Consider the following 18,356-nt stretch of genomic DNA (forward strand, 5'->3'; position numbering starts at 1 on the left):
TACTCAACAAACAATTGAAAACCCAAGGAGACGTTATGAATCAAAAAGATTTCCAAACAGAAGTTATGAGGCAATTTGCCAAGATAAACGGTAGGTTGGATGTAATTGAAGCTGACATCGTAGAAATCAAATCTGACATTGGAGTACTTAAAAAAGCTGTCATTAAATTGAATGAAAAAGTCTTTGGAGTTGCAGCTCTCGAAGTTTAATAAAACCGACCCTTGCGGTCGGTTTTATTTCGCTATTATTGTTACAGTTTTTAAATTTAACATTGAAGCCTTGTTATAGTTCTTAACTATACTAATTTCAGTGAAACCAAGTTCCTTGAGAATCAAACTAAATTCTTCTGCCCCGTATCATCTTAAATTAAATTGTTGAGATTCAAATCCTGTTTCAACACCATTGCTATATTGGTGATAGTTTAGTGTAGAAAATGTCTTTTGTTCTAATCAATCTATTTCCTTGGCAAAATTTATAAGTTTGATTTCTTCGTTTGTATCAATTTCATAATCAAATTCATGTTTTTCACCTGGTTTAAATGATATTGGATAGATTAAGTCGATATATATATTCCCAGTCGGAGATAAATGTCTTTTGAAATTCTTCAGAGTTTCAATAGCATCTTCTCTAGTTTCTAATAAACAAAAACTCCCATTAGGCATTATGATAGCTTCGAACTTTTCATCAATTTCAAAAGTTCTTAAATCACCTAAAACTAAAGGACACTCGACATTATAGTGTTCTGAGTTTATTTTGCACATTTCTAGCATCTCATTTGAATTATCTAGTCCTACTAAATCCATTCCTTTTCTTAATAGTGGAATACTCATACGACCGTTACCAATACCAGCTTCTAATATTTTTCCATCAAGAGGCATTAATGTTTGAGTGTAAAATTCTATATCCCCATCAATACTTGTTCCTGGTGGTTTTGTTAAATCATAAATCTTTGAACAAAGACTCCCGTAATAGTTCTTTTCCATTTTTTACCTCTTTTCATTTAATGATTATAACTTAATTAGTAAATGAGGGTAAAATATTTATTGAGGTGATTTTATGAAAAATTTTGATAATTTTAAAAACCAATTAATTAGCAATGATTCAGAAAATCATGAATTGGTGAGTAAGAATGAATTTAAGTATCTCGCTAAGATAATTTTCGACGAAGAAATTTTACTAGATATCATCGTTGGTTCAATTGATAATCAAGCGTGAATGTTATTGGTTACAGATCAAAGATTGTTGATGGCTAAAAAAGAAAGTTTAATCGGAAGTCAAGTTAAGCAATTTGGTCTTGAAGAAATTCTTGATTTGAAATTGGAAACGTTTGGAGATATGGGGGCATTAACTTTCATTCCTGAATCTAGTGATTTGTTTAAACTAGATTATCTAAAATTAAAAGAAGCAAAATCATTTGGTAGAAACCTAGCTAAAGCAATTAATGCTTGAACAGAAAAAATAAGAAAGAATTTGATATAATAATATAAGACAAAATTGGAGGAAATATTATGGCATTTGGAGACTTTTTATCAAAAAGAATGAAAAAATCGATTGAAAAAAATATGAAGCAATCGACTTTAACACAAGATAATATTAAAGATACATTACGTGAAATTCGTTTAGCATTACTAGAAGCTGACGTAAACGTTGAAGTAGTAAAAGAATTAATTTCTAAAATTAAAGAAAAGGCTGAAGGTGGATACATCGAAGAAGGTGTGAAAGCTCACCAACAAATGGTTAAATTAGTTCACCAAGAACTTATTGAAGTTTTAGGTAAGGAAAATGCACCATTAAACCTTTCTAAAAAACCTACAGTTATTATGATGGTTGGATTACAAGGATCAGGGAAAACAACGACAGTTAATAAGTTGGCCCACTTTGTAGCTAAAAAGAACGCTAAAAAACCTTTAATGGTTGGATTAGATATTTATAGACCAGGAGCTATTGACCAATTGGTTGAACTTGGACAAAAAAATAATATTGATGTATTTGAACAAGGTAAACAAGATCCTATCAAAACTGCAAAACAAGCTATTAAATTTGCAGAAGAAAATGGTCATGATGTAGTATTGTTAGATACTGCTGGACGTTTACAAATTGATAAAGATTTAATGAAAGAATTAAATGAATTAAGAAAAACAACTTCTCCAAGCGAAATTCTTTTAGTTGTTGACGGAATGATTGGACAAGAAATCATAAATGTTACAAATGAATTTAATAATTTACTAAAACTAACAGGTGTTGTTGTAACTAAGTTAGATGGTGATGCACGTGGGGGAGCAACTCTTTCAATAGCTCACATGACAAAATTACCAATTAAATTTATCGGGGAAGGTGAAGGAGTATCTGCTCTTGCGCCATTCTATCCAAAACGTATGGCTGACCGTATTTTGGGAATGGGAGATATTGAAACACTTTTTGAAAAGGCTGTTGAAAATATTGATGAACGTTCAATGCAAAAAACTATGAAACGTATGTTCATGGGACAATTTGATTTAGAAGATTTACGTAACCAAATGGCTCAAATGACAAAAATGGGTTCATTATCAGGTTTAATGAAAATGATGCCCGGAGCAAGTAAAATAAGTGAATCACAAATCGAAGATGCACAACGTAAACTTGTTGTTTTCTCAATTCTAATGGACTCAATGACATTAAAAGAAAGAAGAGATCCAAGATTATTAAAATCACTAACACGTAAAAAACGCGTAATCCAAGGATCAGGAAGAACTGAAAAAGAATTCAATGAATTGCTAAATAACTTTGATAAAGGTAAAAAGCAAGTTATGGAAATGACAAAAATGATGAAATCAGGAAGAATGCCCCAATTTGGTGGTAGAGGATTCGGTGGATTCTAAAAAGAGTTTTAACTCTTTTTTTATTTAAGGAGATATTATGAAAACAAGAATAATATGTTTTGGAAAATTAGATAAAAAGTTTTTCATTGAAGCTGCCAATGATTATTCGAAGAGAATTTCTAAATTTTCAAATATTGAAGTTATCGAACTAAAAGAAGAATTCAATGGTGAAGATGTTAAAAACAAAGAAGTTAACTCAAATACATTGATGGCCAAATTAGATACTATGAAAGATTATCAAATTGTTGTATTGGATGTAGCTTCAAAGAATGTTAGTTCTGAAGACTTAGCGACTTTGATTGAAAATAACAAAAACTTTAAGGGTGGAAAAATAGCTTTCATTATTGGACCAAGTGATGGTTATTCAGACACTTTTAAAAACAGATATTCAAACAAGATTTCCTTTGGAAATATTACATTACCACACCAACTATTTAGAGTAATTTTATTAGAGCAAGTTTATCGTGCTTTTAAAATTATGAATAATGAAAAATATCATAAGTAAAATATTTCTTCGGAAATATTTTTTTATACCCCTTTGTTTCAAATGAGAGTTTAATTGCTAGGGCAGTGCTATAATAAAATTAGCTATTCTTAATTATTGAAATTAAATATAGCTCTCAATGTTTTAAACATTTAAAAATAAAGAAGGAATAAATATGAAAAAAATAACAGGAGCAAAATTATTAGTAGATACATTAATTAATCATGATGTTAAATATGTATTCACAGTTCCTGGGGCCAAAATTGATAAAATTCTCGACGAATTCAACAACAATGATAAAGCTCCAGAATTAATCCTTTCAAGACATGAACAAAATGCTGCATTCATGGCTCAAGGAATCGGAAGAATCACAGGAGAACCAGGTGTTGTTTTAGTGACTTCAGGTCCTGGTGTTTCAAATCTTGCAACAGGATTGGTAACAGCTACGAGTGAATCAGATCCGGTTTTAGCAATTGGGGGTAATGTTAAAAGAAAAGATTCTTTAAAAAGAACTCACCAATCAATGAACAACGTCGCTATGATGGCACCAATTACAAAGTATTCAAAAGAGGTTTTAAGTGCTGACAGTATTGCCGAAGCTGTAAGTAATGCCTATCGTGAAGCGGTTTCATCTAGAAAAGGCGCTACTTTCTTATCAATCCCTCAAGATGTAAGTTTTGAATTAACTGAATACACAGCCCTAAGTCCCAATAGTATCGAAACAATGGGTAGAGCTCCGAAGGCTAAAATTTTTAAATTGATTGAAGCAATCCAAAACTCAAAAAGACCAGTTTTATTATTGGGGATGAGAGCTCCACAAGCTACTGAAGCGATTAGAACTTTTTTAACAAAATTTGCAATGCCAGTAGTAGCGACTTTCCAAGCAACAGGAACAATTTCTCACGATCTAGAAAAAAGATTCATGGGAAGGGTTGGGCTTTTCAAAAATCAACCAGGAGACATTTTATTAGACGAATCAGATTTAATTATTTCAATCGGATTTGATCCAATTGAATATGACCCTGAGATCTGAAATAAGGACCTAAACAGAGACATCTACCATATTGATGAGCACATATCAGATATTGATAATAACTATCAAGCAACAGCCGAATTAATGGGTGATATCACCAAAACAATTAACAAACTTACTGAGTTATTAAGTTTAACTGATTGAATGGTGAGTGAAGATTATTTATCTCACATTGAAAAACTTAAAACAAAATTCACTGACATTAATAAAATGTTCAAAATAAATCCTGACTTAACTCACCCATTACAATTAATGCAAGAAGTTAGAAGTTTGATTGATAATCCTGAATTTGATGTTATAGATGATGAAACAGTAATTACTGTTGATGTAGGATCTTTATATATATGAATGGCTCGTAACTTCAAGGTGTACCAACCTAAGAAATTATTATTTTCAAATGGAATGCAAACTTTAGGAGTTGCACTTCCTTGAGCAATTTCAGCATCATTATTAAATCCAGATAAGAAAGTTTTATCAATGTCCGGAGATGGAGGATTTTTATTCTCAGGACAAGAATTAGATACCGCAGTTAGAACGAAATCTAATATTACTCATATCATTTGAAATGACAGTTCATATGATATGGTTGATTTCCAACAGAAAAATAAATATGGAAGATCAACAGCTACTAAACTTGGAGATGTTGACTTTGCCAAATATGCCGAATCATTTGGGGCAAAAGGATTTAAAGTAGAACATCCTTCACAATTGAAAGATGTTTTAAAAGAGGCTATTTCTTATCAAGGTGTAGCAATTGTAGATGTACCAATTGATTACTCAGGAAATATTATTCTTGGTGAAATGATGGTTAAAGAAATAGATTAGAGGTTTTATGGAAAATAAAATTTATATGTACTCAAGCATAGCTAATTTAGCTAATGGCAACTATGATGGAGAAATTCAATATAAAGAATTATTTCAAAAAGGAGATCATGGTTTAGGGACATTTGATCGCTTGGATGGAGAAATGCTGGCAATTGATGGAGAATACTTCAAATTGACAAGTGATGGAAATGCTGAAAAAGTTAATCCAAATTCCACAACACCATATGCAGCTGTTTGCAACTTCAAACCAAACTGCACTAAAAGTGGATTAACTTTAGAAGATGAAGATAAATTATCTAATATGGTGAATGAATATATTGAGGTGAATGGTTCACAAAATATTTATGCCATTAAAATAATTGGTTGATTTGAAGAAGTTAATACTAGAGCGGTAGCTAAACAATTTAAACCATACAAGAAATTGAACATCGCAAGCAAAGAACAAACTATCCACAGTATTGTAAAAGAACAAGGAACAATTTTTGGGTTTGTAACGCCTAAATACTTAAATACACTTTCAGTTGAAGGGATGCATTTGCATTTCATAAACGAGGACAAGAATAAGGGTGGACATTTATTTAATTTTAAAAATGCAAGAATCGAAACTTTAGAAATTTCTAAGATAGATAACATTGAATTTATAATTGGTAAAACTCCATTTGAACAATTTGATATTCAAAAAGAAATTCATGAAGCTGAGAAGGCGAAAAGCTAAAAAATAAAATTTTTAAGGTGTTAAGTAAATTTACTTGACACCTTTATTTTTTTTATGTATGATAATTAAGGTTTAAAAATTAAAAAATTATATAGGAGGTATATACAATGGTTAAATTAAGATTAAAAAGAATCGGGAAAAAACAAGCTCCTTTCTACAGAATTGTAGCTGCAGATTCTCGTGTTAACCGTAATGGACAATACATCGAATTAGTAGGTACATTTGATCCATTAAGAAATGAAGTTAAAATCGATAAAGAATTAGCTTTAAAATGATTACAAAATGGAGCTCAACCAACTGATACAGTTAGAGATCTATTATCAAAAGAAGGTGTAATGAAAGAATTACACGATGCTAAATTAGCTGCAAAATCAGAAAAAGCACCTGTTGCTAAAAAAGAAAAAACAGTTAAAGCTGCTAAACCAGCTGCGAAAAAAGAGGCGACTGCAAAAAAGTAGTTGCTAAGAAAGTTGAAGTTGAAGTTAAAGAAGAAGAGACTCACGCTTTCTTAGATTCATTAGAAGGTAAATATGAAGAACACTTAGAAAAAGAAGATGTTCAAAAAGTTACTGAAGATGGTAAAAAATTATCAGCTGCAGAAAGAGCTAAGTTAGATGGTTCAGATTCAATCCAAGAAGAAAGATCAGAATTACAAAAACACGCTAACAAATTACGTTCAATGGCAACTGAAAAAGAATTATCAAAAAAATTAACAACAGTTAATTTAAGAGATATGACTAAAAAAGAACTAATCAAATACATGAAATCAGTTCGTACAGCTTTAACTAAATAGTTAAAACTAAAATAGTTAAAATTGGCTTTGTTCTTTAAACCCAAAGTTCAATTTAGATAGTGAGGTATTTATGAATTTAGAAAATGATTTATTAAATATCGGATCTATTGTTAATACTTTTGGAACTAAAGGAGTTGTAAAAATACTTTTAAATGAAGGGGTTACTATTATCTCTGAACTTGATGGTATTAAACTCTTGTTTACAAAAAGTTCTTCAGGAGCTCTTCAACCTTTAAGAGTTGAATCAATTGAAGAAAAACCAGGTCACTTATTAGTAAAATTTATTAATATGAATGATATAAACGATGTTATTAAACTTAAAGGTTATAGCATTTATGCACTTATTTCTGATGATGCATTCGGTCAAGAACTATCTTATTTAGATTTTAAAGTCTTTTATAAAGATGAAGAAGGAAAAATATTGGATGTTATGGATAACGGGGTTCAGGATTTAATTAAAGTTGAGTTTTCTCAATCTAAACCATTCTGAGTACCAGTTGTTGATAAATTCATTGAAGATGAAGATATCGAAAATGCGATTATTAAACTTAAAGATATTGAGGGGTTAAAATAATGAAATATTCAATTATTACTTTATTTCCTGGAATCATTAAGAGTTACATTTCAGAATCAATCATTAAGAAAGCTGCAGATAAATCATTAATAGAATTAGAAGTTGTTGATTTAAGGGATTTTACAGATTTACCACATAATCAAGTTGATGAATATCAATATGGTGGTGGTAGAGGAATGGTTATTATGCCAGATCCTGTTGTAAAAGCTATTGAATCAGTTAAAACTGAAGGTTCAATCGTCATCTTAACAACTCCTCAAGGAAAAACTTGAGAGCAACAAGATGCAAAAGATTATAGTAAAGATTACAATCACATAATTATCCTTTGTGGTCATTATGAAGGTTTTGATGAACGTGTTCTTAAATATGTTGATGCGGAAGTGTCAATTGGAGATTACGTTTTAACTGGTGGTGAATTACCAGCGTTAATATTACTAGATTCAGTCACAAGACTGCTTCCGGGTGTTATTAACAAAGAATCACATGAACAAGAAAGCTTCGAAAATAATCTTCTAGATTACCCGGTTTATACTAAACCAGTTGATTTTAGAGGAGATAAAGTTCCAGACGTTCTATTAAGTGGACATCATGCAAATATTCAAAAATTCCGTGATGAACAACAATTAATAGCAACATTTAAAAAGCGACCCGACTTAATTGACGAGTCAAAATTAAACAAAGTTCAATTAGAACTATTAAAACAATTAAACTCGAAAGGAGAAAATTAATCATGGCAACACAAAACACAAAAACAATGAAATCAAAATATGACTTAGTTAACAATCAATTACGTTCTGATCTACCTGACTTCACTTCAGGAGATACAATTAGAGTTGACGTAAAAATTAAAGAGGGAGAAAAATTCCGTATTCAATCATTCGAAGGTTTAGTAATTAAAACTCAAGGATCAGGAATTACTTTCTCAGTAGTTGTTAGAAAAATGTCAAACGGTGTGTTCGTGGAAAGAACTTTCCCATTACACTCACCAATTATTGATAAAGTTACTACTATCAAACGTGGTAGAGTACGTCGTTCAAGAATTTACTACATGAGAAATCTTACTGGTAAAGCTGCAAGAATTAAAGAAATTATTCCTGCAAAATCAGCTAAAAAATCAGCAAAATAATTTAAACTGATTTAGATTAATTAAAAATGAGCTTAGGCTCATTTTTTTATTTACCTGTATATCTTTTTATATAAGTAGAAAAAAGTTATAATTAAATAATACGAAAGAATGAGGACATAACCATGAGTGCTGAATTTAACTGATTCCCTGGTCATATGAATAAGACCCTAAAAGAAATTGAAAAAAGAATTCCTGTTGTTGATTTAGTTATTGAAATTGTTGATGCTAGAGCTCCATATTCTTCACAAAACTTAACATTTAGAAAAATCTTAAAAAATAAACCGGTTTTATATGTTTTATCTAAAGGTGATTTAGCTGATCCTAGTGTTACTAAATTATGAATTGAACACTTCAAATCTAATGGACATACTGTATTCTTATTAGATGATAGAAATAAAAACATCGTTAAAGATTTAATTAAAGCAATTGACCAAGCAACAATTATTAAACAAGAAAAAGATAAATCTCGTGGATTAGTAAATTCATTAATTAATGCTTTAGTAATCGGAGTACCAAACGTTGGTAAATCAACATTCATTAACCGTGTTATTAAAGATAAATCTGTAAAAGTTGGTAATAAACCAGGAGTTACTCGTGGAATTCAAACAATTTCGCTTAACCAAAGAATTACTTTAATGGATACACCAGGAGTTTTACCTGGAAAATTAGAATCAGAAGCTACTGCTACAAACTTATGTGGAATCAACTCAATTAAAGAAGAAGTTTATCCAAAAGAAAGAGTTTCAGCTCGTTTAATGAGTTATATCTTTAACCACTATGAAGGTGTTGTTGAAAACTACTTCAAGATTTCTCCACACTTACAAAGACCAATTCAAATTGCAGATACTTACATACTATTTGAAATGATTGCTAAATCAATGAAGTGATATCTAACTGAAGATATGCCAGATGTTGAAAGAGTAATGACAGTATTTATGAGAAACTTAGCAAATGGAGTTATGGGTAAATTATCATTTGAAAAACCATTTGAGATTGTTCCTGAATTAATCGAAGAGTCTCACAAAGAAAAAGTTAAAATCATCGATGGAGATATCACTAAACAATGATAGATAACTCTAGAATAGATTTTGATAATCAAATCAGAAAAGATCACAACCTTGAAATAATATCTGGAAGTGATGAAGCTGGTAGGGGAGCAATGGCTGGACCTGTTGTGGTAGCGACCGTTATTCTTCCAAGTGATTATCAAAATCCTTTAATTAAAGATTCTAAGAAAATTAATGAAGTTAACCGTAATAAACTTTATGAAGAAATTATTAAGATTGCACTTGATTACAAAGTTGAGATATTTTCAGCACAGCAAGTTGATGAATTAAATCCGAAACGTTCTAGTGTATTGGGAATGATCAATTCAATTAAAAAGCTTAAAATTAAACCTGAAATTTCCTTAATTGATGGTGAGAAATTAACTGAAGATGGAATTAATTCAATTCAATTAATAAAAGGTGATGATAAATCTCAAACTATTGCAGCCGCTTCGATCATTGCAAAAGTTACGAGAGATCGCATGATGATTGAATATGCTAAACAATTTCCTAACTATGATTTTGATAAACATAAAGGGTATTGTACTAAAGGACATTATCAAAAATTAGATGAAAATGGGATAACTGAAATTCATAGAATTAGTTATAAACCTGTATATGAAAGAATAAAAAAGTAGTTTAAGCTACTTTTTTTGATTTTAATTTAAATTTCTTTTTGAAAATTGGTAAATAATTTTATTTTTTTCCTAAAACTATATGCCGAAAGGCACAAAAAAGGAGTTATATGAATCTAGTAAATATTATCGGTCAGTTAGAAGGTGATGCTGACATTGTATACGAATCTAAAAATGGAGAAAAACGTCTATACAAATTTACCATTAAAGTTCCGAAGAGCTTTAAAAACAAGGACGGCGAAATTTTAGATGATTATATTAATGTGAAAGCATGATCTAGTATCGTAGAAGATGATGGCATCTTACATGATCAAGCAGTAGTTGGAGTGGAGGGTAGAATTCAATCGTTTGCAAATAATGATATGAGTGCATATTACAATGAAGTTGTTGCAAACAGAATTCTATATTTAAATTAATGGATTGAGTATTATTATTTTTCACTTTGAAATATAATGGTGACTGAGAAAAGATTTACAAAGCTTTGGAAGCTAAAGAGAAAATTGAACCAGTAGATTTAGAAGAAATTAAAAAAACATATTCTGGAAATTTCTTAGCTATTACAAATCCTTTGTATCCTAATCATTTAAAACACTCAAACAATACAGTGAACCCAAAAAGTAAGTTTTTAATGTTATTTTAAAAGATTTTAGGGTCTTTTTTTATTTATTAAAAAATAGTACTATCTTACTATAGAAAAAAAAGTATCCATTTTTAAAAAGGGAGATTATGCCGGTAAGTAAATATAATAAGACATTTAAAATAAAAATTGCGAAACTGCACTTAGATAAAAAACTAAGCATGCGTTTTATATCTGAGAAATATAATATACCTATTTCCACGGTCTGAGGATATGTAGATAAGTATAAAAAAGGGATCTTTGATGATGGTAATGGTTTGAGAAAGAAGAAGAACCTTTTTCCCGATGAGAAATATAGGTTGTTAAAAATGAATTACGACTATCTTAAAAAAACTAATAAAGAAAAATTAATATATATAAAGTATATCTATGAAAATGACAAAACCAATCTAAGTATTAGTGAGTTATTAGACACTTTCGATATCAAAAAAAGTTATTGAGATAAATACAAAAATTTAGATTATAAAAAAGATGATCTGGAGCTATTGATTTTAATAAAAAAAATATTTGAGGATAGTTTAAATCAATTTGGATATAGAAGGATCACTGAAGAATTGAAAACAAAATATAATATAAATGTTAATCATAAAAAAGTGTATAGAATAATGAAGGAAAATGAAATTATATCAAATTATGTTATTAAGGCTAAAAAATCTTCTAGATATTCGAAAGCATCGAAAGAAAGTAAAGGCAAATTTCCAGATTTAGTTTTAAGAAAATTTTCTAGTTCTGAAGAAAGGTTCAAACTTCTATTTACTGATGTCACATATTTGATATTGAATGGTAAAAAAATGTATCAATCTTCGATTATGGATTCTTATAGTAAAAATATAATTGATTATAAGATAAGTGAAAGAAATGATATAAAGTTAGTTATGGATAATTTAAAATCCGCAGTAAAAAAAATAAAAAACAAAGGTTATTCAGTTGAGGGGATGATCATACATTCTGATAGAGGTTACCAATACACATCAAACGAATATGAAATTTTTAACCAAAAAAATGGAATATTAATAAGCATGGGAAAAAGTGGGGTTTGTGCAGATAACCTAGTTATAGAACAATTCCATTCAGAGCTAAAAAAAGGCACAATTCATAATAACAAATTTGAAACTATGGAAGAATATATTTTATTTGTGCATAAATGAATGAAATGATATATGAAGTATAAAGATAAAAAATTTGAATTATCTAATAAAAACAAAAACTCACCTAGAAATAAATTTGTATCAAAAGAATATGATCAAAAAACTTTTTTTGAATTAATAAATAATTTAAATGTGGAGGATTATCTATGGCAAAACAAATAAACTCTGTATTGAAAAACGCTATAATAAAAGAATGAGAAAAAACAGGGAAATCTTCTTATAAATTGGCAGATCAATTCTCTATTTCGAAATCATCAGCACATTATATAATCAAGAAACACAGGGATAATGCGAATGGAATATCTGCAAATCAATATGAAAAAAGAATTAGGCACTTGATGGATTTTTTAAATTTAAAAAGAATCGGTAAAAATAAATAAAATATTTCTAAGTTTGATGCGTTAGTAAGAATAAAATCTTTGGATAAAAATATTATAGTGAAATAAGTATGGATTCTACAATACCTTCAACTCTATCGATTAAAAATCCAGTTATTTCTCAAAACCTTGAGCAGTTGAATATAAGTGCTTAAATGATTTTAAAAAACTTAAAATTATATTGGGTCCCAAAAAGTATAAATAAAAAAAGAAAAATCATTTTTTATTTAGAAGTTAAATACATTTTCAAATAAAATTAACATATATTACTTATTTGAAAAGAATAAAAAAGGAGGATATTATGGATATAGTTACAGTACTACCAGAATTGATAGAATCAGCTGGAGCGGTAATTAAAATTGTATATGAAGCTGTAGAATTTTTTAGCAAAAATAAAAATAAAATTTCTAAAAAGAACTCTAAATTATTATTAAATTGAATTGAAGAACAAAAAATAATAGAAAGGATAAAAGCGGTTGAAATTTTAGATGTTGATAAAGCTCAAAACATTTCCGCATCTATTGGACAATATATGTTTAACATATATCTGGATCCTTATCTTAATTTAAAAAAAGATATAATAAGATATGACTTTGATAACTTTATAGAAAATATAGAACATATTAGCTTTTATAACCAAATTACTTCTAAAGATATTGTATTCTTAAAAAATATTGTAAAAACTAGAGATAGATTACTAGTTATTAAAGAAGAATTTATTGAAGCGTATAAAACAAAGATGACTGATGATTCTAAAGTTCGATTTGAAAAAACTATTAACTCACATTACCCCGATTTACTGAAGTCTGGATTTCACGAAATTAAAGTTATTAGTTATAAAAATATAGAATATAAAAATAGTTCATTTGCTAATCCTAGTGTTATTTTCCAAGAAACAGAAGTAGAGAGAATGAATGGACATTTCGATCTCCCATTAGACAAAAAATATACAATAGTGGATTTTAATGATGTAACTATTGATTTAGAATATCATGATTACATTGAAGATTCTGAAGAAATTATATTTAGATTAGAATTTTCTGGACTGATAAAAACAGCGAGCTACGGTGCTACTTTTGGACCCGCAAAAAATAGTTATTTTTATTTAACCAATAAAGGTCTTAAATTTTTAGAATTTATATATGGAAAAACATTTTATTAATAACAAGTTGAGAGATAATATCACTCCATTGTATTTCCGTCTAATAAACAATATTGGTTGTATTTCGTGCGAAGAATATTGTTATAATTTAAAATTTAATAATAATTAATAATTCTACTGTACATAGAACTGAATTTAAGAATATTAAAGAATATTTAATAAATCTTTTATAAGATAATTAAATAAGATAAAATTAAATTCAGAGGTATTTATGAAAAGTAATGTTCTAGATCAATTTTATACAAATCCAATAATAGCTAATGCTTTAGTTAAAAAAACATTTGAATTATTTCCTTCAATTAAAAAATATGTATTTCTTGAGCCATCAGCAGGAACTGGCAATTTTATAGAATCATTGATTTTATATGGAGTACCAAAAAATAAAATTAAAGCCTATGACTTAGAACCTAAAGCTAAAAATAATTTAGGTGTTAAAATACATAAAAAAGATTATTTTGATTTAGTTATTAAAGAGAAAAAAATGGTAACCATTGGTAATCCCCCATTTGGAGTAAGAGGGTCACTAGCTTTAGATTTTTTAAATAAAGCTTTAAATGAATCTGATTTAGTTGTAATGATATTACCTAATATTTTTAATAGATATAGTGTTCAATCAAAAGTTGATAAGGATGCTAAATTGATTTTTTCTCAACAATTACAGGAAAAATCTTTTATACTGGATGATAAAAGTTATGGTGTAAAGTGTGTTTTTCAAATATGAACAAAAAAGATCAATACTTACAACAAAGATTTAAGAATAATTGACAAACCTATGATAAAACATCCCGATTTCGATACATGAATACACAATAACACAAAAGGTACACTTAAATATTTTGATAAAAAGAAATATGGTTGAGACTTCGCTGTTGTAAGGCAAGGATTTTATGACTATGGTGAGAAAATAACAAATCCAAAAAAACTGATACAAAATCGACAATATTTTTTTATTAAATACAATACACCAATTGCAAAAGAAATAATTGAGCAGATTTCATTTGAAAAATTGAGCAAAACCAATACACAGGTACTTGGCTTCTCTACATCAGATTTTGTTAAAGAATATAGAATACTTAAAGGGGAAATAAAATAATGTTATATAAACTATTCGAAAATATTTTAGAAAATAAAGATGTTTATACATCTGCTAATGATGGTACAAGATTTGAAGACAAATTAAGATCTAGGCTAAGAACAAATTTTTCTGAATTTAAAAAAAATGATATTTTTAATTTAGAAGGAATAGCTAAGAAAACAGCTGAAAAAAAATACAAAGAACTTAAAGAAAAGATATTATCTAAAAGCTCGGTTGAAATAGTTGAAAACCCTTTTGGTAAAATTGATAATTCATTTATATTTCAACCATATGGTTCTCAAAATTTTCCCGACTTCTTAATTTTCACAAATGGATTTGTAATACCTGTGGAAGCTAAATTTTCAACTAATGAAAAAGAGGGGTCAAACAAACCAACAGAAAATTCAAAGCCGATGTGAAATTCGAATCTTCCTAAAGCGAATGCATTGTATATTTATGGTATAGCTGGTCTAAACATCACGTTTTTTATAGGTTCTGATGTTCTTTGTCAGGAGACTAGAGAAAAGCTATTGGGTTTTTGAGATAGATTGATAGAAGGTGATTTTGGTAAGATTTTCATCGAGGAAATAAAAATGTCAGAAAATCCTTTCGGATTTTATCCATACATAAGAAAAGCTTATGATCAAAAATTGACAGCATCTACATACACGTATAAAACTAAAGAAGGGGATATAAAAGTAGGTATCGAATCATTCTTTAGTGACGGTTCAAAACAAAGGGAACAAAATCTTATTATTTTTTTAAAAAACATAGAAGATAAAAAATAATATAAACTTTATTATATTCTTATCCTAAAAAAACACTCCTTAAGAGTGTTTTTTTATTAATTCTCATATTGGTTTTACAATTTATATACAATAAAAGGCGCTAAAAAAAGAGCCTAAGCTTTTCTTTTAGCGGAACACTTGTTCACATACTTAATTCCCAAAGTTATCTTTGATTAATTTAAGTATACTTCCCCACCTTTGAAAAGAATAAGCTTTTTTACTAAATAGCAACTTTTTTAATTTTAATTTTTTTATCTACCTAATGTTTTTTATTTGCCTACTTTTTGGGGTTCATTCTACAACCACCATTCGTGATTTTCTTTGATGGTTCAATATCATTATTAACTTCGTATCACCAAATAATTTCTTGTGTATCAGGAAATGAATACAATGATTATGGTTTATGAAGTATGAAAAAAATGGTAAAAGGATTAATCAAAGAAAATAGAATACTACTAATTGACTATGAAGATGGTCTAAGTAATGAAGTAATAGAAAATGTTATAGAAAGAAACGGCAGAGTCATAATCTTGATAAAGGAACACTTGACTGATTTTATTTATAGAAATACAGAACTCATAAATAAAGTAAGAAGTATAGATTACCTATTAATTAGTGAATCTGATGCAAATGTTTTAGACAAAGAAACAAACATGACAAACGAAAATGAAAACAAATCGAACACACAAACAAAAGATGCAGAATCAAAATCACAATCGAATCTTAATAAAAAAGTTTTTCCACATAATGAAGACATTCCTGATCAAAGGAATAATCTCCATCCTGAGGCAAATCCTCCTCTTAGTAAAAAAGACCATTCAAATACATCTAAAAGATTACAAGTTGGTTTATCAAAAGCTTTATTATTCTTACAAAATAGTGCTGAACCTAGTGTAAAAGATATTTTATATCTTGGCTTGGAAGAAGGTAAAGAGGTATTTTCTATTCCTGAAGAAATCAAGTCAAAATACATTGGCGGCAATTCATTTATAAGACAAGGAGCTAAGCTAACTTCTGATGTAAAAGATATATTAAATGATCTTTAAAAAGTATAATAAAAAAACTCACTTTATGTGGGTTTTTCATATATTAAAAGAACCTCGAAAGTGATAAAATCATTTTAATATATAAGGAGGGTTTTATATGTTAGAAAAAGAACAAGTTGAACATGAACAACAAAAGCATGATGCTGTAATTGAAGAAACTTTCTCTGCCGCTAAAGGTGATGCTGAAAAAATGATGGCAATCGAAGAGCAAGAAAGACAATTAGCAAAAGCTGGTAAAAGTTCATTCTTCAAATTAGTCTTCAAGTACATGATTAAAAATAAATTATGAACTGTAGGTATTTTGGTATCTGTTATTATAAATGCTGTTTGTACAGCAATGGGTCCAAAAATTATTCAACAACTTATGATCTCTATTACTGATACTAATGGAACAATGACTGCTGAAGCAGCAAAAATCTGATGAGGTATTAGTTGACAAGGGGTTATCGGAATTCAAGTTGGGGTAATTTTATTGATGGGAGTAGCTATTTATACTTCTCAATGAATTGCTGGAATGTTAGGGAAACAAATCGAAATCGATTTGAGAAATGACATAGTTAAAAAATTAGTAGAGCTAGATATGGCTTACTATTCAGATAAAAAAATTGGGGAAATCTTAACTAAAGTAGTATCAGATACTCAAATCTTAGGAGATCAAACTGGAATTATCCCAGTTACTTTCTTAACTGCAGTATTAACACTATTCTCATCAATTATTGTTATGTTAACAATCGATTGAAGATTATCACTGATTACTGTGGGGGTATTCTTATTGATATTTGCGTTATTCGCACTTTCATACTTACCACTTAAAAAACTAATTTACAGAATTCGTGAAGCTATCACAAGAATCAACGGTGATGTTATTGATAGAATCAATACTGTTAAATTAATTAAAGCTTCAGGAACTGAAGAATTTGAATCAAGAAGATTCGAAGAATTACATGAAGAGTACTATGGAAAATATAAACAACTTAACTTGTCACAATCAGTTATGATGTCTATCTTATTCTTAGGGGTAAACAGTATCCAAGTTATCATGATTGTAATTGCTGCTGCAATTTACAAAAATGATTCCCCAGGATTATTAATTATTCTTCCTTCATTAATTACAAGTATTGGAATGATGATTGGGCCAATTATGGCTTTACTAAGAGTTATGGTTGGGTTAATGCAAGCCACAACTTCTGCACAACGTATTGATGAAATTTTACAAGTAGAAGCAAGAATTGATAATGGTTTTGAAAAACAAGAAGGAATCGTAATTGATAAAATTGAAGGTGATATCTACTTTAAAGATGTAACTTTCTGTTATCCTGAAAAACCAGATAAAGTTATCCTGCCAAACTTTGACTTTACCCTAAAAGCTGGTAAGTCATATGCCTTCGTTGGAGAAACTGGAGCTGGTAAATCAACAATCTCAAGATTATTATTAAGATTCTATGACCCAACAGAAGGTCAAGTGTTAATTAATGATGGAATTGATCTAAAAGATGTTTACTTATCAAGTTACTTAAACAACGTTGGTTATGTTGAACAAGAACCATCAATTCTATTAGGGAACATTTATGACAACGTAAGATACGGAAGATTTGATGCTACTGATGAAGAAGTAATTGAAGCATGTAAAAAAGCTGAATTAGACGGATTAATTCAAACATGACCAGATGGATACAACACAATCCTTAGAGAAAGAGGGTTCATGTTATCTGGTGGTCAAAAACAACGTTTAGTAATTGCTAGAATGTTCTTAAAAGATCCACAACTATTGATTTTAGATGAAGCAACTTCTGCTTTGGATAACGTTGTTGAAAAAGAAATTCAAGCTAAGTTAGATGAATTGATGAAAGGTAGAACAACAGTTTCTATTGCTCACCGTTTATCTACAATTAAAAATGTGGATCACATCATTGTTTTAGGACCTGGAAAAGGGATTGTACAACAAGGTACATTCGATGAATTAAAAACTACACCAGGTCATTTTAAAAACTTATATGATGCTGGTCAATCAAAAAATGATAATAAATAGAAAGG

General features: G+C 28.9%; 22 protein-coding genes. 21 read left to right on the forward strand and 1 reads right to left on the reverse strand.

Annotated features, from left to right (window positions below; genetic code table 4):
• A partial coding sequence (locus G319_RS05045; RefSeq protein ID WP_280123372.1) for a hypothetical protein occupies nt 1-209 on the forward strand: 209 nt, incomplete at its 5' end.
• A gap of 24 nt (nt 210-233) precedes the next feature.
• Here G319_RS05045 and G319_RS07880 read toward each other — a convergent pair.
• Nucleotides 234-983: a class I SAM-dependent methyltransferase gene (locus G319_RS07880; protein WP_051350884.1), complete on the reverse strand. Its 750-nt coding sequence runs from the start codon at nt 981-983 to the stop codon at nt 234-236.
• Between the two features lie 73 nt (nt 984-1,056).
• Between G319_RS07880 and G319_RS09865 the strand changes: the two genes are divergently transcribed.
• From G319_RS09865 to G319_RS0103720, 20 genes are all read left to right on the forward strand, one after another.
• A complete protein-coding gene (locus G319_RS09865; protein ID WP_026389714.1) occupies nt 1,057-1,479 on the forward strand; it encodes a PH domain-containing protein in 423 nt (140 codons plus the stop codon).
• Nucleotides 1,480-1,508: 29 nt separating this feature from the next.
• Entirely contained in the window at nt 1,509-2,858 is a 1,350-nt protein-coding gene (gene ffh / locus G319_RS0103625) for a signal recognition particle protein (protein ID WP_026389715.1), read from the forward strand.
• Nucleotides 2,859-2,895: 37 nt separating this feature from the next.
• Entirely contained in the window at nt 2,896-3,363 is a 468-nt protein-coding gene (locus G319_RS0103630; RefSeq protein ID WP_026389716.1) for a 23S rRNA (pseudouridine(1915)-N(3))-methyltransferase RlmH, read from the forward strand.
• Between the two features lie 154 nt (nt 3,364-3,517).
• The gene (gene alsS / locus G319_RS0103635; RefSeq protein WP_051350885.1) at nt 3,518-5,200 is read left to right on the forward strand and encodes an acetolactate synthase AlsS; all 1,683 of its coding nucleotides are present in this window, start codon (nt 3,518-3,520) and stop codon (nt 5,198-5,200) included.
• Nucleotides 5,201-5,207: 7 nt separating this feature from the next.
• Nucleotides 5,208-5,915 (forward strand): acetolactate decarboxylase, encoded by a 708-nt coding sequence (gene budA, locus G319_RS09870; RefSeq protein WP_026389718.1) that lies wholly within the window; start codon nt 5,208-5,210, stop codon nt 5,913-5,915.
• A 107-nt stretch (nt 5,916-6,022) separates the two neighbouring features.
• Nucleotides 6,023-6,373, forward strand: coding sequence for a 30S ribosomal protein S16 (rpsP, locus tag G319_RS0103645; RefSeq protein ID WP_026389719.1), 351 nt, complete (start codon nt 6,023-6,025; stop codon nt 6,371-6,373).
• A 405-nt stretch (nt 6,374-6,778) separates the two neighbouring features.
• A complete protein-coding gene (locus G319_RS0103655) occupies nt 6,779-7,282 on the forward strand; it encodes a ribosome maturation factor RimM (protein ID WP_035358874.1) in 504 nt (167 codons plus the stop codon).
• Entirely contained in the window at nt 7,282-8,010 is a 729-nt protein-coding gene (gene trmD, locus G319_RS0103660) for a tRNA (guanosine(37)-N1)-methyltransferase TrmD (protein ID WP_026389721.1), read from the forward strand. The genes G319_RS0103655 and trmD overlap by 1 nt, the downstream gene beginning before the upstream one ends.
• Before the next feature lie 2 nt (nt 8,011-8,012).
• Nucleotides 8,013-8,408, forward strand: coding sequence for a 50S ribosomal protein L19 (gene rplS, locus G319_RS0103665; protein ID WP_026389722.1), 396 nt, complete (start codon nt 8,013-8,015; stop codon nt 8,406-8,408).
• Between the two features lie 122 nt (nt 8,409-8,530).
• Entirely contained in the window at nt 8,531-9,478 is a 948-nt protein-coding gene (ylqF, locus tag G319_RS0103670; protein WP_026389723.1) for a ribosome biogenesis GTPase YlqF, read from the forward strand.
• Nucleotides 9,472-10,092, forward strand: a complete 621-nt coding sequence (locus G319_RS0103675; RefSeq protein WP_026389724.1) for a ribonuclease HII — start codon at nt 9,472-9,474, stop codon at nt 10,090-10,092. Before ylqF ends, G319_RS0103675 begins: the two co-directional genes overlap by 7 nt.
• Nucleotides 10,093-10,199: 107 nt before the next feature.
• Nucleotides 10,200-10,505 carry a single-stranded DNA-binding protein gene (locus G319_RS0103680; protein ID WP_026389725.1) on the forward strand — a complete coding sequence of 102 codons (306 nt, stop codon included), beginning with the start codon at nt 10,200-10,202 and terminating at the stop codon, nt 10,503-10,505.
• Nucleotides 10,505-10,729 carry a hypothetical protein gene (locus tag G319_RS0103685; RefSeq protein WP_026389726.1) on the forward strand — a complete coding sequence of 75 codons (225 nt, stop codon included), beginning with the start codon at nt 10,505-10,507 and terminating at the stop codon, nt 10,727-10,729. Before G319_RS0103680 ends, G319_RS0103685 begins: the two co-directional genes overlap by 1 nt.
• A gap of 86 nt (nt 10,730-10,815) precedes the next feature.
• The gene (locus G319_RS09875) at nt 10,816-12,036 is read left to right on the forward strand and encodes an IS3 family transposase (RefSeq protein ID WP_051350886.1); all 1,221 of its coding nucleotides are present in this window, start codon (nt 10,816-10,818) and stop codon (nt 12,034-12,036) included.
• Nucleotides 12,021-12,254, forward strand: a complete 234-nt coding sequence (locus tag G319_RS09880) for a hypothetical protein (protein WP_026389727.1) — start codon at nt 12,021-12,023, stop codon at nt 12,252-12,254. The genes G319_RS09875 and G319_RS09880 overlap by 16 nt, the downstream gene beginning before the upstream one ends.
• Nucleotides 12,255-12,552: 298 nt before the next feature.
• On the forward strand, nt 12,553-13,413 hold the full coding sequence (locus G319_RS0103700; RefSeq protein WP_026389728.1) for a hypothetical protein: 861 nt from the start codon (nt 12,553-12,555) through the stop codon (nt 13,411-13,413).
• Between the two features lie 211 nt (nt 13,414-13,624).
• Nucleotides 13,625-14,506, forward strand: coding sequence for an SAM-dependent methyltransferase (locus G319_RS0103705; protein ID WP_026389729.1), 882 nt, complete (start codon nt 13,625-13,627; stop codon nt 14,504-14,506).
• Nucleotides 14,506-15,276 (forward strand): hypothetical protein, encoded by a 771-nt coding sequence (locus G319_RS09885; protein WP_026389730.1) that lies wholly within the window; start codon nt 14,506-14,508, stop codon nt 15,274-15,276. Before G319_RS0103705 ends, G319_RS09885 begins: the two co-directional genes overlap by 1 nt.
• Before the next feature lie 284 nt (nt 15,277-15,560).
• The gene (locus G319_RS0103715; RefSeq protein ID WP_156902688.1) at nt 15,561-16,322 is read left to right on the forward strand and encodes a hypothetical protein; all 762 of its coding nucleotides are present in this window, start codon (nt 15,561-15,563) and stop codon (nt 16,320-16,322) included.
• A 97-nt stretch (nt 16,323-16,419) separates the two neighbouring features.
• Entirely contained in the window at nt 16,420-18,351 is a 1,932-nt protein-coding gene (locus G319_RS0103720) for an ABC transporter ATP-binding protein (protein ID WP_026389732.1), read from the forward strand.
• Nucleotides 18,352-18,356: the final 5 nt, after the last annotated feature.

It is taken from the genome of Tullyiplasma multilocale ATCC 49900 (genome assembly GCF_000483165.1).
Lineage (GTDB): Bacteria > Bacillota_I > Bacilli_A > Mycoplasmatales > Mycoplasmataceae > Tullyiplasma > Tullyiplasma multilocale.